Source organism: Amycolatopsis silviterrae (genome assembly GCF_042684085.1).
GTDB lineage: Bacteria > Actinomycetota > Actinomycetes > Mycobacteriales > Pseudonocardiaceae > Amycolatopsis > Amycolatopsis silviterrae.
The window spans coordinates 129,725-143,501 of sequence record NZ_JBHUKS010000035.1; the positions used below are offsets into that span (position 1 = coordinate 129,725).

A 13,777-nucleotide genomic window follows, 5' to 3' on the forward strand; every position below is an offset into this window, starting at 1 on the left:
TCCTGCTCGGCCGCATGCTGGAGAGGAGCATCGGGCATGAGAGGACGGATTTCCGGAAGACGCTGTGCTGTCGCGTCGGCGGTGCTGGCCCTGGGCGGTTCCGCGGTGCTGGCGCCGCCCGCGAACGCCGCGCCCGCGCCATTCGCGGAATCGGCACGGCAAGCCCGCGAAGTAACCTTGATGACGGGGGACCGGCTCACGGTTTTCCCGGATCCGGCCGGTCGTACGAATTACGTCTTTTCGTCGCCGCCGCGCACCGCGTTTCAGTCGTATCAAGCCGACGGCGGCGACCGATACGTCATTCCGGGCGAGGCGGTTCCCTTTCTCGGGCAGCTGGACAAATCGCTGTTCGACGTCACCGCACTCGCCCGGGCGCAGTCCGGCAAGACCCCGCTGGACCTGACCTTCCCCGCCGGCGCGACCCCGTCCGCGCTGCCCGGCATCAGGCTCGCCTCGACCTCCGGGAACACCGCGACCGGCTACCTCGACTCCCCGGCGGAATTCACCGCTGACCTGCACCGGCGCATCGCCGCCGACACGGCTGCCGGACGGCCGGCGGGCAGCAGCGCGTTGCCCGCGGCGATCCGGCTGGCCGGCACGCCCCGCGAACAGCAGCCGCGCTACCCGATGAAGATCCTCGAACTCCGTCTCGCCGATCTGCAGGGCCGCGCGGTCAACGGCATCGTGTCGCTGATCAACACCGACAGCGCGGCCAAGCTGCTGCGGCAGGTCGAGGTCGACGGTGTCGCCAGGGTCGCCGTTCCCGAGGGGCATTACGCGGCGTCCGCGACCTTCTCCGACTTCGACAGCACCGGCAACACGATCGCCGCGCGGACTTCGTGGGTCGAGGGGTTCGTCGTCGGCGATTCGCCGGGCGTGCAGACCCTGACCGTGGAAGAGAAGTACGCGACCGCCGAGGTCAAGGTGGCCGCGCCGAAATCGGCCACGCAGGACTTGCTCACCACCAGCTTCTACCGCGAGGACGCGACCGGCCGCGGATTCGCGGTCGGCATTTCGGGCAGCACGGTCAAGCAATACGTGCGGCCGGTTCCGAAACCGGCGCAGGGCTTGCTGCACTACGTCGTGCAGTGGGGCGGCAAAGCGCCCAAGCCCGAGGACCGGTATCGAGTTGATCTCTCGTTCGCCAGCGAGGGCGTCGCCGAGGACCAGTCGTTTTCCACTAAGGACAGTGAACTCGCGACAGTCCGGGACCGGATGTACGCCGATCCGGCCGACACGGTGCCGGTCGCGATCGACAGCGGTCCGGTGGACCCGGTGATCGAGCGGCACGGCCTCGGCGCGAGCGGCTTCTTCATCCCCGCGCCGGGCGTGCTGACCGACTACCTCGGCACCACGCACACGAAGGACTGGGTGCAGTATGAGATGAAAGGCTCCTCGTACACGCTCATGACGGCCGATCCGCGCACCTACCGGCCGGGCAGCACCACGACGGTCGACTGGTCCCGCGGCCCGCTGACCGCCGGTCTCGGGCAGTGGCAGCGGGCCAGGCTGTGCGAGGTCTGCCATTCCGGCGGGATGGTTTCGGTCGCCATCCCGGAATTGCGGGACAGCGAGCCGGACCACTCCGCGCTCCCGTTGTTCTACCCGCCGCGGATCCATTTTTCCTTGTACCGCGACGATCAGCGGGTGTTCGACCAGGACGACGCCTACGGCGCGTCTCTCGAAATGCCGAAGACGCCAGCCACCTTGCGCGGCGTGCTGGACGTCGACCGGACCGCGGTGCCCGGCGTCAGCCAGGCCGGAAAACTGCGGACTGAACTGACTCTGCGATACGACCCGGCCAAGGGCCCCGCGCTGCCGTCCCCGCACAATTGCGTGACCAACGATCCGGCGCAGCCGTGCCGGGTCCTCGGCGCGCTGACCGTGGACTACCAGCTGGATTCCGACCTTTCCACGACGTCGTCTTCGCCGGTCCAGGTGCTCGGATTGCACGTCGGGCACGCCGCCTACGGCGGTGCCGGTTGGCAGTCGCCGATCACCTCGGCGACGGTTTCGGTGTCTGTCGACAATGGAGTCACCTGGCAGCCCGCGCGGGTTTTCGGCCTGTTCGGCGAATACGTGGCGATCTGGCGGAATCCGCCGGCCGGGACGTCGCCGTCGCTGAAGGTGACCGCGCAGGATTCGGCGGGCAACGCGATCACGCAAACGATCAGCAACGCCTACACCGTCGGAAAGGACGGTAAGCGATGAGACGCTTCGGTTTCCTGGCTGTGCTGATCGTCCTCGCCGCACTCGTCCCGTCCGTGGCTTCCGCCGCGCCCCGGGACGTCTGCGGACCCGCCGCACCCGGATTCGCCCGCTGTTACGCCAAAGTGGACAGTCGGCACGCGCTGCGGGCCACCGGATACGGCCCGGCTGACCTGCGTTCTGCCTACCGCCTGCCGGACATCGGCGGCGCGGGCGAGACGATCGCCATCGTCGACGCGGGGGACGCGCCGACCGCCGAAGCCGACCTCGCGGTATATCGACAAACCTACGGCCTTCCGCCGTGCACCACGGCGAACGGCTGCTTCCGCAAGGTCAACCAGCAGGGCGATCCCGGCCCGCTCCCGCCGGTGCAGGGCAGCTGGCCGGTGGAGACCGCGCTGGACTTGGACATGGCCTCCGCCGCCTGCTCCCAGTGCAAGCTCCTGCTGGTGGAGGGAGATGACGCGTCCTTCGAGGCGTTAGGCGTTTCGGTGGACACCGCGGTGCGACTCGGCGCGACGATCGTGTCGAACAGCTATGGCGCGACGGAAAGCCGTCAGTCCGCCGATTTCGCCGCGCACTACCGGCATCCCGGGGTCGCGATCGTCGCGTCGAGCGGGGACAGCGGCTTCACCGCGCCGAGTTTTCCCGCGGTGTACTCAAGTGTCATCGCGGTCGGCGGCACCTCACTGTCCAAAGCGGACAATACGCGCGGCTGGACCGAATCGGTGTGGAAGGGCGCGTCGAGCGGATGTTCGGCGTGGGTGGCGAAACCGGCGTGGCAGAAGGATCCGAACTGTCCCGGCCGGACGGTCGCCGATGTCTCCGCCGTCGCCGACCCCGCGACCGGGCCGGCAGTGTACGAAACGACGATCGCGACCGGCTGGATAGTAGTCGGCGGGACGAGCGCGTCGGCCCCGTTCGTCGCGGGGGTCATCGCCTTGGCCGGGCACCACGACCAGTATCCGGACGCTTCCCGGCTCTACGCGCAGGCCGGGCAGCTCAACGACGTCGTCAGCGGAGACAACATCCAATACGAGGAATGCGGCGGCGACTACCTCTGCACCGGCCTCCCCGGCTATGACGGCCCGACCGGCAACGGAACCCCTAACGGACTCGCTGCTTTCTGACCGTCCACAACGGATGCGCGACAGCCGCGACCACCTGCATCCCCGCCGCCGCGGCCAATCCGGCGGCGGGGGAGCAGGCGGCCAGCGGTCCGCCCACCGCGTTCCCCAGCGCTATTCCGGCGATCTTGATGCTCGCCGCGGTAGTGAACACCTGCGCCCGCATTTCCGGCGGCGCTTCCCGATGCCGGACCGCGAACAATGACGCCAGCTGCGGCCCTTCGCCAATTCCGGTGAGCGCCACCGCGGCCACCAGCAGCACGGCATTCGGCGCTACCGCAGCGCCCGCCAGTCCGATTCCAATAGCGACAGTGCTCAATTGCACAGCGCGATCCGGCGAATACGACCGTCGCGAAAGGACAGCGTTCGCGAGCAACGACGCGACCGACAGCCCGATCAGCAACAACGTTCCGTACCCCGCGCTGCCCAGCCGTTGTTCGCCGATCAGCGGATAACACACAAACGCCATCCCGATCCCGACGCACGACAATGTCGAGGTCGCGGTCGACTGCCGCAGCGCGGGATTGCGCACCAGAACCGTTGCCGCTTCCCGAAAACGCGACCGCGGCCGTTCGACGTTTCCAGGAAGCCGCCACGCGAACGGCACCGCGATCAGCGCCAGCACCCCGGCGACGATCATCGCGACCGGTGCCCCGGCAGTCGCGGCAAGCATCCCCGCGAGTCCCGGCCCGACCAGCGCGGCGACAGTGAACGTCATCGCGTCGAGCGTGCTCGCCCGGCCGAGTTTCGCCGGCGGGACGAGCGCGGGCACCTGCGCCGTCCACCCGCCGCCGATCGCCGGTGCCAGCAAGCCGGTCACCACGGCGACCCCCACCACCAGCGCAAACGGCACCGCCCCGAAGAGCGCGGTGATCGTAGCCAGCCCAGCCGCGTACCCGATCAGCCCCGCCGCGAGGATCCGGCCCGGCGCGCGCGACCGGTCCAGGACCGCGCCCAGCAACGGCCCGCCGACCGCCGCCGAGACGGTGAGCCCGGCCAGCAACGTCGACCCCGCGACCGCCCCCGATGCACCCACGCCGAGCAGCAGCACCGCCGGACTGGACAGCTCGTCACCAGTGCGCGCAGCCGCCGCCCCGGTGAGGTACGCCGTGAACTTGTAACGGCTTGTCACTGTTGAGATGTTACAGTGGCGCATGCCTGGAACGCAGCCGGATTTCGCCGGACGCTCCGCTCGGGACGCCGTACGCCGTGCCGTAGCGCTGCTGGATGTGCTGCTGACGGCGGAGCCTTCGCCGGATTCGGTAGCCGACGTGCTGGTCGAACACGGAGAACCGCGGCTCCGGCTTTCCGCGCGCGACGTGGCCGAACTGCGTGCCGCCGCGCTGGAGCTGCGAGAGGTCTTCGCCGCGCCAGACGCCGCATCGGCCGCCAAGGTGTTGAACGCGCTGTTCGCCGCCTACGCCGGACCCCCGCGCCTGACCGCGCACGACGCCGACTTCGGCTGGCACCTCCACGTCGACTCATCCGACGACGGCCCGTGGGGCGCGTGGCTGATCACGTCCTCCGCGCTGGCCTTGGCGACCTTGGTGGCCGACCGCCAGAGCGCCCCCGGCGGCCTGTGCGCGTCACCGTGGTGCGGAAAGCCCTTCGCGCATCTGGGCGGCGGAAGCCCGCGCCGCTACTGCTCTTCCCGTTGCGCGACAAGGGAACGCGTCGCCGCCCACCGCGCCCGGCAACGCTAGCGTCTAGCGAGACCTGCGATCAGTCCCGGCAGCGCGACCGCGAGCCGCCGCCCCTTGCCGACGACCGCGCGCCGGTTGAGCACGGCGTAGTCCATCGCCTCGATCTCGTCCAGAATGCCCTCGTACAACGTGATCGCCGTCCGCACGCAAGGCCGGGATTCGGGCCGCAGCATCGGAATCCCCGCCTCCGCCCGCCGATACACCGCACGCGTCCGCGAAACCGCCACCGCGAACGCCGCCCGGATCCGCGGATCCGCCCGGTCCTCCCGCCGCGCGTCGACCAGCAGCGCCCGGTCCACCCCGAATGCCGCCAGTTCCTCCGTCGGCAGATACAGCCGCCCGCGGTCGAGATCCTCGCCGACGTCGCGCAGGAAATTGGTCAGCTGGAACGCTTCCCCCAGCGCCGCCGCGCTCGGCGCAGCCTCCTCCCGGGGCACGACAGTCCCGAACACCGGCAGCATCTGCAGCCCGATCACGCACGCCGAACCGTAGATGTACTCGGCGAGATCGGCGTACGTCGCGTACTCCGTGACCGTCAGGTCCATCCGCATGGAATGCAGGAACGCGTCCACCAGATCGCGGCGGATGTCGTAGCGGCGCACGGTGTCCGCGAGCGCGGCCAGCACCGGATCGGCCGGGACGCTCCCGTCGTAGACCTCGTCGACGAGCCCGGCGACCTTGTCCAGCGCGACCGCCGGATCGGTGCCGGGCTCGGGGTTGTCGACCAGTTCGTCGGCCATCCGCGCGAAGCCGTACAGCGCGTGCGCGGCCGGTCTCGCCCGGGCCGGAAGCAGCCGGGCGGCAAGGAAAAACGTGCGGCCGTGGTGAGCGTTGACGCGCCGGCATTCCGTGTAGGCAGCGCGCAGCGCCGGCTCGGCGATGCCGGCCGCGTCGAGTTCGCTCACCGGCCGGTGATCCTTTCCGCGGCGAGCCGTCCGGAGATCAGCACCGGCGGGATCCCGACGCCGGGCGTGGTCCCGCACCCGGCGAGCACCACGTTGTCCGCTGCCCGCACCAGGTTCGCCGGCCGGAACGGGCCGGTCTGGCCGAAGGTGTGCGCGAGCGAGAACGGCGTGCCCGCGGCCAGTCCGCGCGCCGCCCAGTCCGCCGGGGTGAGCTGTTCGTCCACAATGTACTCTTCGCGGAACCCGGTGAGCCCGCGCGATTCCAGCGTGCGCAGCAGTTCGTCGCGATAGGCCGGGCCGACGCGCGCCCAGTCGACCGGACCGGTGTTCAGGTTCGGGGCCGGGGCGAGCACGGAGACGATCTCGCCGCCGTCTCCGGCGAGCGTCGGCTCCGTCGCGGTCGGGCGGGTGACCAGCAGCGACGGATCGCTCATCAGCTTGCCCTCGCGGACGATCTCGGCGAAGGTCCGCTCCCACGCCTGTCCGAAGAAGATCGTGTGATGGTCCAGCTCCGGCCACGAACGGTCCGCGTGCCCGTGCAGTACGAAGGCCGACGGCGAGTACTTCAGCGGCAGCACGCGCCGCGGCCGTGCACCGATCAGCCGGTACGCCGCCGAAAGCTCTGTCGCGAGCACCACGGCGTCGCACTCGATACGCTCGCCCGAACGCGTGCGTACAGCGCGTACGCGGGACGAGACTCGCTCAAGCCACGCAGCTTCGGTACCGAACCGCAGCTCGGCACCAGCGCGCGTCGCAGCGTCGGACATCGCACGCGCGATCGCGCCCATGCCGCCGCGCGGGTAGTACACGCCGCCGACAGTGTCCATGTACGAGATGACGCCGTACGCGCCGAGCGCACGCATCGGATCGAGACCCGCGTACAGCGCCTGGAAGGAGAAAAGCCGCCGTACGCGCTCGTCGCGCAAGAAGCGGGCGACGCGCGGCCCGAGCCGTCCGAAGCCGCCCAACGCCGCTAGCTTGGCCAGCTCCGGCCGGACGAGGTCCAACGGCGAATCGAAGTTCGCGCCGATGAAGTGGTCCTTCTGTGCCGCGTACAGGTCGGTGAGCCACCGTCGCAGCCGCCGGTAACCGTCCGCCTCGGCCGGACCGGCGAACGCCCGGATCTCCGCTTCCATCGCGTCGCCGTCGGTGTGCAGGGCGAGCGTGCTGCCGTCGGCGAAGCGCGCCCGGTACGCCGGATCGAGCCTGGTCAGCGGCACGGTGCCGGCCAGCGATTCGCCGACCGCGTGCAGTGCTTCGTCCACCAGTTCCGGCATGGTGAGCACGCTGGCCCCGGTGTCGACCGCGTTCGCGCCGAAGTCCTGCTGCCCGGCCCGTCCGCCGGGCATCTTCTGCTGCTCCAGCAGCGTCACCCGCCGTCCCGCGCCGAGCAGGTGCAGCGCCGCCGACAGCCCGGCCAGCCCCGCGCCGACGACCACCACGTGATCGGCGTGCCCGTTCACCGTCCGCATCAGAAGTTCCGCTGGGTCGCCAGCCGGATCAGCCCGGCGAGCGCCGACGGGGCGGGCTCGGCCAGGTGCGCGCGGTCCAGCGCGGCGTTCGCGGAGGCGGTCAGCTCGTCGATCCGGCGTTCCACCGCGGCGACCGCGCCGACCGAGGTCAGCGCCTCGCGCACCTGGTCCACCGTGCCGCTGGTCAGGTCGGCCGCCCCGATCGCGTCCGCGATCACCTTGGCCGCGGCGTGGTCGCCCCGCTCCGCGGCGAGCTGCAGGCCGAGCGCCACGAGCAGCGTGCGCTTGCCCTCGCGCAGGTCGTCGCCGGCGGGCTTGCCGGTCACCGACGGGTCGCCGAACACGCCGAGCAGGTCGTCGCGCAGCTGGAACGCCACGCCGACGTCGCCGCCGAACTCCAGCAGGGTGGCGATCAGCCGCTCGTCCGCCCCGGCGAGCGAAGCGCCGAGATGCAGCGGCCGCTGGACGGTGTACGCGGCCGTCTTGAGCCGGTCGATCCGCAGCGCGGCCTCGGGCGAAGCGTCGCCCACCGCCTGCGTGCGGACGTCGAGGTACTGCCCGGCGAGCACCTCGGTGCGCATCGCGCGCCAAGCGGGCCGGGCCGCCGCGATCGTGGCCGCGGGCAGGGGGGCCTCGGCGAACATGTCGTCCGCCCAGGCCAGCGCCAGATCGCCCACCAGCACCGCGCTGGCCAGCCCGAACACCGACGGCGAACCGAGCCAGCCGCGGTCGGCGTGCAGTTTCTCGGCGGCGACGTGCACGGTCGGCCTGCCGCGCCGCGAGTCGGAGGAGTCGATGAGGTCGTCGTGGATCAGCGCGCACGCCTGGATCAGCTCCAGGCTCGCCACCGCCTGCAGCGCGCCCTCGGCGAGCGGACCGGAAGCCGCGCCGCCCGCGCCGCGCCAGCCCCACCAGGCGAACGTCGGCCGGATCCGCTTGCCGCCGCCCAGCACGAAACCGGACAGCGCCTCGATCCCGGCCGCGACGCTCGGCTCGGTGCGCAGGATCTCGCTCCCCGCCCGGCCGAGGAAATCGGCCAGCGCACGCTCCACGTGCGCGGGGAGGTCGGAGTCGAATCCGGGCGCGTCCATGCCCTCATCCTCCGGGACGAGGGCGGCCGGGGTCACGCCGGGCGCCCCCGGATGTGGCGCACCAGACGCGCTCAGGCGCTCCGGAACGCGCCAGGCCGCCCGTTCGCCGCGAAGTATTCCGCCGCCTCGACGGGCCCGCGCGGCTGATAGCCGGGTTCGAGGCAGCCGGTGTACCAGTCCTTCGCGAGCCGCCACAGCGCGTCCAGCCCGAGCACCTCGCCCGGACTGTCCACACAGGACTCGGCGCAGTACAGCCGCTGCTTCCCGCGGTCGCCGGCCAGCTGGTCAGGGGAGGCCGGGAAATACGCGACCTGCGCACCGCCCGGCGGCCGGTCCCGCCGCACGACCAGCGCGGACGGCTCGCCGCAGCCGGGACAACGCGTGGCCACCAGCACCTCGGGCTCGCCGGAGACCAGATGCGGGATCGCGAACGAATCCCAGGCGCAGCCGCCCCACCACATGGTGTGCTCGCCCATCACCGCGAACCCGAGCGGGACCGCGGCGAACGGCGCGGCCAGCGCCACGTGCTCGCATTCGTCCAGCCACAGCCATCTCGGGTCGGCCATCCGGTGCAGCGCCTGTTTCGCCACCGCGAGCGACCCGTGCGCGGCGTCCGCCAGCTCGGGCGCGGTGGGCGGGCGCCCGCGCGAGGCGAACGCGCGGTAGACGGCCACGCGCACGTCCTCGTCCCAGGCCAGGTCGTCTTCACTGCTCATGGCTCGCCTCCCCGGAGGGTTCGCCCCTGACGGTACCCGCGTCGATGCCGGTCGGGGCCGGGCCTCGCGGACCATTTGCGAAGGTCCGTGAGGGACACCCTGAGGGAATCAGAGTCTGTGAAGGTTCCCCTCACGGACAACCCCGCCCCGCGCCCGCCGCAAGCCGCACCGGACCTGGAGGCGGTACGCCGCGTGGCCAAGCCCACCTCGCGGCTCTGCCGCGCGTCGAAGCGAGCCACTACCATTTCACTCCATGACGTCGGTGATCGAAAGGCTGCGGGGGGACGGGCCCGCGTTCTCCGTCGAGTTCTTCCCGCCCCGCGACGAGGCCGACGAGGCCGTCCTGTGGAAGGCCATCCGCGAGCTGGAACCGCTGGACCCGGCCTACATGTCGATCACTTACGGCGCGGGCGGTTCGAGCCGCGACGGCACGATCCGCAACATCGCCCGCGTCGCCACCGAAACCACGCTCTGCCCGATGGCCCACCTGACGGCGGTCGACCATTCGGTGTCCGAACTGCGGAACGTGATCGGCTGGTACGCGGCGGTCGGCGTCCGCAACATCCTCGCGCTGCGCGGCGACCCGCCGGGCGACGTCTACGGCGACTGGGTGGCGCACCCGGAAGGCTTCACCTACGCCGAGGAACTGGTCGAGCTGGTCCGCTCGCTCGGCGACTTCTGCGTCGGCGTCTCGGCGTTCCCGTACGGCCACCCGCGTTCGGCCGATCTGGACCTGGACACGAAGTACCTGGTCCGCAAGTTCCGCGCGGGCGCCGATTTCGCGATCGCGCAGCTGTTCTTCGAGGCCGAGGACTTCCTGCGGCTGCGCGACCGGGTCGCCGCCGCGGGCTGCGACGCGCTCGTGCTGCCCGGCATCATGCCGCTGACCACCCTGCGGACGCTGCACACCACGATCAAGCTGTCCGGGGCCCCGGCGTCGCAGCGCCTGCTGGACCGGCTCGAACCGCTGTCGGACGACCCCAAGGCCTTCCGCGCGGCGGGCATCGACTGGGTCACCGAACTGTGCGAGAAACTGATCGCCGAAGGCGTGCCCGACCTGCACTTCTACACCTTCAACCGGTCCAAGGCGACGCGCGAGGTGGTCACCCGGCTCGGACTGGTTCCCGCCCGCGCTTAACTCCGTGGGCTCAGGCCCGGTCCGGCCGGTAGCGTGCCGGACATGGCTTCCACCGAACAGAGCGTCCCGGAGATCTGCGACCGGTACGTCGACGATTACGTGGCCGTGGACCCGGTCGCGGCCACCATGCTCGGCGTCGCGGGCTACGACGACCAGCTCACCGACTATTCGCCCGCGGGCCACGACGCCCGCGCGGACCTGGCCCGGCGCGCGCTGGCCGCGGTGACCGCCGCGGAACCGGCGGACGCGGGGGAGCGGGTCGCGAAGGCCGTGTTCGCCGAGCGGATCGGGCTCGAGCTGGAGATCCACGACGCGGGTCTCGACGCGGCCGCGCTCAACGTGATCGAGAGCCCGGTGCAGAGCCTGCGCATGGTCTTCGACCTGATGCCGACCGACACCCCGGACGACTGGGCGAACGTCGCGGCCCGGCTGCCGAAGGTGCCCGAAGCGCTGGCCGGGCTCCGCACGTCGCTGCTGGCCTCGGCCGACAAGGGCCAGGTTTCGGCGCTGCGGCAGGTGTCGAAGGTCGCCGAGCAGTGCGACACGTGGGCCGGGCTCAAGGACGCCCCTGGCTTCTTCGCGAGCATGGTCGCCGACGCCGGCGTGGATGCGCTGAAGTCCGACCTGGCCGCGGGCGCGCGGGCGGCGGACGAGGCGTTCGCGGAGTTCGCCGGATTCCTGCGCGCCGAACTGGCTCCGAAGGCCCCGGTGAAGGACGCCGTCGGCGAGGACGTCTACCGGCTGTGGTCGCGCTACTCCATCGGCGCGGAGCTGGACCTGCGCGAGGCCTACGAATGGGGCTGGCACGAATTCTCCCGCCTCGAAACGGAAATGCGCGCCGTCGCGAACCGCGTCAAGCCCGGCTCGACGCCCGCCGAGGCCGCCGCCGTGCTCGACGCCGACCCGCGCTACCGCGTGCAGGGCCGCCCGCAGTTCGAGGCGTGGATGCAGCAGCTGTCCGACGACGCGCTGAAGTCGTTGCGCGGCAAGCACTTCGACATCCCGGACCGGCTGATGGCGCTGGAGTGCAAGATCGCCCCGCCGGGCGGCGGCGTCGGCGCGTACTACACCGGCCCGAGCGAGGACTTCAGCCGTCCCGGCCGGATGTGGTGGTCGCTTCCCGCCGACCGCAACGAGTTCACCACGTGGCGCGAGGTCTCGACGGTCTACCACGAGGGCGTCCCCGGCCACCACCTGCAGATCGCGACGGCGGTCAACCAGGCCGAGACGCTCACGAAGTACCAGCGGCTGATGACGTTCATCTCGGCGCACGGCGAAGGCTGGGCGCTGTACGCGGAACGCCTGATGGAGGAACTGGGCTATCTCTCGGACGACGGCAACCTGCTCGGCATGCTGTCCGAGCAGTTGTTCCGCGCCGCGCGCGTCGTGGTCGACATCGGCATGCACCTCGAACTGGAAATCCCGGCGGGCACCGGTTTCCACGAGGGGGAGCGGTGGACGCCGGACCTCGGCCTGGAGTTCATGCTGACCCGCACGATCACCGACCAGGCGCACCTCCGCGACGAGATCGACCGCTACCTCGGCTGGCCGGGCCAGGCCCCCTCGTACAAGCTCGGCGAACGCCTGTGGCTGGCCGCGCGCGACGACGCCCGGGCCCGCCAGGGTTCGGCGTTCGACATCAAGCGGTTCCACACCAAGGCCCTGCAGATGGGCGGCATGGGACTGGACACGCTGCGCGAACAGCTGGCGCAGCTGGGCTGAGACTGCTTTCCCGGGCCTGTGCTTCCTCGGCGCCGGCCCGGGTGTCTTCCTCCCGTGATGACCGCGCAGCTCATCGAAACCGCCAGGCTGGACCTGGTGCCGCTGTCCGTCTCTCATGCCGGAGAGATGGCCTCCGTGCTCTCGGATCCGGCGCTGCACACGTACATCGGCGGTGCCCCGGACACTCCCGAAGCCCTGCGTTCGCGCTACCAGCGGATGACCGCGGGCTCGCCCGATCCGGCAGTGTCCTGGCTGAATTGGGTGATCCGGCCGCGCGGCTCGGGTCTCGTGGGCACCGTCCAGGCGACGGTCCGTGATTCGGTCGCCGAAATCGCCTGGGTGGTCGGGACTCCGTGGCAGGGCCGGGGCATCGCCACCGAAGCCGCTCACGGACTGGTCGACTGGCTCAGCCGACAGCCAGTGGACGCGATCATCGCCCACATCCACCCGGAAAACCAGGCGTCCGCCGCTGTCGCCGCCGCGGTCGGCCTCACCGCCACCGACGAACAGCAGGACGGCGAGATCCGCTGGCGCCGCCCGCGATAAACCCGTTGGCCTTCGCTTCGTCCTGTGGTTGACTCCCGCCCGTGCAGTGGCTTCTCGTCGTCATCCCACCACCAGCCTCCTGAGCGGGGCAGTTTTCGCCGCGTGCGCCCGAACCGGGCCCGCGGCCGCTTGACGATGTCCTGAACTGGGCCACCGCACGCTGCCCCGCGTCGTCGATCTCCGATTCCTTCGACGCAGGAGCCCTCTTCCGCATGTCTGTTTCCGTACCTTCGCGCGCCCGCTCGTCGGCCGCCCTCGTCGTCGCCGGTGTGCTCTGGGGAACCGGTGGCCTGTCCGGTTCGCTTCTCGGCCAGCAAGCCGGCCTGCATCCGCTGGCCGTCGCCACCTACCGGCTGCTCCTCGGCGGTGCCGCGAGCGCGATCTGCGTCGCCCTCGCCGGCGGACTTCGCCTCCCCAGCAAGCAAAACTGGCGACGTCTTCTGCTCGTCGGTGCCCTCTTCGCCCTCTTCCAGGCCAGCTACTTCGCCTCCGTCACGCTCAGCTCCGTCAGCACGGCGACGATGACCACGATCGGTGCCGCACCCGTTGTGCTCACGGTGTTTTCCGCGGTGCGGCATCGGCGCGCGCCCCGGCTGTGGACGCTGGTGTCCGTCGGCGGCGCCGTCGCGGGGCTGGTGCTGTTGCGCTGGTCGCCAGAGACTGCGACGTCACCCGCGCGGCTGATCGGCGGCCTCGGCTTCGCGCTGCTCGCGGCGACCGGCTTCGCCGTGCTCACGCTCGTCACGGCGAAGCCGGTCGACGGCCTCGATCCGTTGGCCACCACCGCATTCGGCTGCCTGACCGGCGGTTTGCTGCTCACGCCGATCGCACTGTGGCTCGGCATGAGCCTGCCCGCCCGCGTCGACGTGCTGCTGCTGGCCGTGTACTTCGGAGCCGTCCCGACAGCCGCCGCATACGCCGCGTACTTCCGCGGCCTCGGCGGTGCCCACCCGGTGCTGGGCGCACTGTCCGCGCTGCTGGAACCGCTTACGGCGACCGTGCTTTCGGTCGTTTTCCTGCACGAACGGCTGAGCGTGTTCGCTTGGTCCGGCGCGGTGCTGCTCGTCGCGGCACTCGCGGTCGGCTACTGGCGTCCCGAGCCCCGATGATCATCTTTCACGGACTGTCCGCGTTTTTGGAGATTTCGCC

At 71.1% G+C, this 13,777-nt stretch carries 12 protein-coding genes; 7 read left to right on the forward strand and 5 right to left on the reverse strand.

Annotation, left to right across the window (positions count from 1 at the left end; translation table 11 throughout):
- Nucleotides 1–36 precede the first annotated feature (36 nt).
- On the forward strand, nucleotides 37–2,211 hold the full coding sequence (locus ACFSVL_RS41395; protein WP_378312771.1) for a hypothetical protein: 2,175 nt from the start codon (nucleotides 37–39) through the stop codon (nucleotides 2,209–2,211).
- Nucleotides 2,208–3,338, forward strand: a complete 1,131-nt coding sequence (locus tag ACFSVL_RS41400) for a S53 family peptidase (protein ID WP_378312773.1) — start codon at nucleotides 2,208–2,210, stop codon at nucleotides 3,336–3,338. Before ACFSVL_RS41395 ends, ACFSVL_RS41400 begins: the two co-directional genes overlap by 4 nt.
- On the opposite strand, the gene ACFSVL_RS41405 is transcribed toward ACFSVL_RS41400, so the two are convergent.
- Nucleotides 3,316–4,467, reverse strand: coding sequence for an MFS transporter (locus ACFSVL_RS41405; protein WP_378312775.1), 1,152 nt, complete (start codon nucleotides 4,465–4,467; stop codon nucleotides 3,316–3,318). The two genes, ACFSVL_RS41400 and ACFSVL_RS41405, sit on opposite strands and share 23 nt — an antisense overlap.
- Before the next feature lie 22 nt (nucleotides 4,468–4,489).
- Between ACFSVL_RS41405 and ACFSVL_RS41410 the strand changes: the two genes are divergently transcribed.
- A complete protein-coding gene (locus tag ACFSVL_RS41410) occupies nucleotides 4,490–5,038 on the forward strand; it encodes a CGNR zinc finger domain-containing protein (protein ID WP_378312777.1) in 549 nt (182 codons plus the stop codon).
- Here the strand turns inward: ACFSVL_RS41410 and ACFSVL_RS41415 are convergent.
- The 4 genes from ACFSVL_RS41415 to merB all read right to left on the reverse strand — a co-directional run bounded on the left by ACFSVL_RS41415 (nucleotide 5,035) and on the right by merB (nucleotide 9,222).
- Nucleotides 5,035–5,943, reverse strand: a complete 909-nt coding sequence (locus ACFSVL_RS41415) for a phytoene/squalene synthase family protein (RefSeq protein WP_378312779.1) — start codon at nucleotides 5,941–5,943, stop codon at nucleotides 5,035–5,037. The two genes, ACFSVL_RS41410 and ACFSVL_RS41415, sit on opposite strands and share 4 nt — an antisense overlap.
- On the reverse strand, nucleotides 5,940–7,415 hold the full coding sequence (gene crtI / locus ACFSVL_RS41420) for a phytoene desaturase family protein (RefSeq protein ID WP_378312780.1): 1,476 nt from the start codon (nucleotides 7,413–7,415) through the stop codon (nucleotides 5,940–5,942). The genes ACFSVL_RS41415 and crtI overlap by 4 nt, the downstream gene beginning before the upstream one ends.
- Nucleotides 7,415–8,506, reverse strand: a complete 1,092-nt coding sequence (locus tag ACFSVL_RS41425) for a polyprenyl synthetase family protein (RefSeq protein ID WP_378312782.1) — start codon at nucleotides 8,504–8,506, stop codon at nucleotides 7,415–7,417. The genes crtI and ACFSVL_RS41425 overlap by 1 nt, the downstream gene beginning before the upstream one ends.
- A 71-nt stretch (nucleotides 8,507–8,577) precedes the next feature.
- Complete coding sequence (merB, locus tag ACFSVL_RS41430) at nucleotides 8,578–9,222, reverse strand: organomercurial lyase (RefSeq protein ID WP_378312783.1); 645 nt, start codon at nucleotides 9,220–9,222, stop codon at nucleotides 8,578–8,580.
- Between the two features lie 253 nt (nucleotides 9,223–9,475).
- Here merB and ACFSVL_RS41435 point away from each other — a divergent pair, with 253 nt between their 5' ends.
- The 4 genes from ACFSVL_RS41435 to ACFSVL_RS41450 all read left to right on the forward strand — a co-directional run bounded on the left by ACFSVL_RS41435 (nucleotide 9,476) and on the right by ACFSVL_RS41450 (nucleotide 13,737).
- Nucleotides 9,476–10,360, forward strand: a complete 885-nt coding sequence (locus ACFSVL_RS41435; RefSeq protein WP_378312785.1) for a methylenetetrahydrofolate reductase — start codon at nucleotides 9,476–9,478, stop codon at nucleotides 10,358–10,360.
- A gap of 42 nt (nucleotides 10,361–10,402) precedes the next feature.
- Nucleotides 10,403–12,082 carry a DUF885 domain-containing protein gene (locus ACFSVL_RS41440; protein ID WP_378312787.1) on the forward strand — a complete coding sequence of 560 codons (1,680 nt, stop codon included), beginning with the start codon at nucleotides 10,403–10,405 and terminating at the stop codon, nucleotides 12,080–12,082.
- Nucleotides 12,083–12,139: 57 nt separating this feature from the next.
- A complete protein-coding gene (locus ACFSVL_RS41445) occupies nucleotides 12,140–12,628 on the forward strand; it encodes a GNAT family N-acetyltransferase (protein ID WP_378312789.1) in 489 nt (162 codons plus the stop codon).
- A 212-nt stretch (nucleotides 12,629–12,840) separates the two neighbouring features.
- Entirely contained in the window at nucleotides 12,841–13,737 is an 897-nt protein-coding gene (locus ACFSVL_RS41450) for a DMT family transporter (protein ID WP_378312791.1), read from the forward strand.
- Nucleotides 13,738–13,777 lie beyond the last annotated feature (40 nt).

Coding starts and splice junctions, on each gene's coding strand:
- merB (WP_378312783.1), bottom strand. CDS start 9,222: ATGAGCAGTGAAGACGACCTGGCCTGGGACGAGGACGTGCGCGTGGCC.
- ACFSVL_RS41445 (WP_378312789.1), top strand. CDS start 12,140: ATGACCGCGCAGCTCATCGAAACCGCCAGGCTGGACCTGGTGCCGCTG.
- ACFSVL_RS41440 (WP_378312787.1), top strand. CDS start 10,403: ATGGCTTCCACCGAACAGAGCGTCCCGGAGATCTGCGACCGGTACGTC.
- ACFSVL_RS41410 (WP_378312777.1), top strand. CDS start 4,490: ATGCCTGGAACGCAGCCGGATTTCGCCGGACGCTCCGCTCGGGACGCC.
- ACFSVL_RS41395 (WP_378312771.1), top strand. CDS start 37: ATGAGAGGACGGATTTCCGGAAGACGCTGTGCTGTCGCGTCGGCGGTG.
- ACFSVL_RS41435 (WP_378312785.1), top strand. CDS start 9,476: ATGACGTCGGTGATCGAAAGGCTGCGGGGGGACGGGCCCGCGTTCTCC.
- ACFSVL_RS41425 (WP_378312782.1), bottom strand. CDS start 8,506: ATGGACGCGCCCGGATTCGACTCCGACCTCCCCGCGCACGTGGAGCGT.
- ACFSVL_RS41450 (WP_378312791.1), top strand. CDS start 12,841: ATGTCTGTTTCCGTACCTTCGCGCGCCCGCTCGTCGGCCGCCCTCGTC.
- ACFSVL_RS41400 (WP_378312773.1), top strand. CDS start 2,208: ATGAGACGCTTCGGTTTCCTGGCTGTGCTGATCGTCCTCGCCGCACTC.
- crtI (WP_378312780.1), bottom strand. CDS start 7,415: ATGCGGACGGTGAACGGGCACGCCGATCACGTGGTGGTCGTCGGCGCG.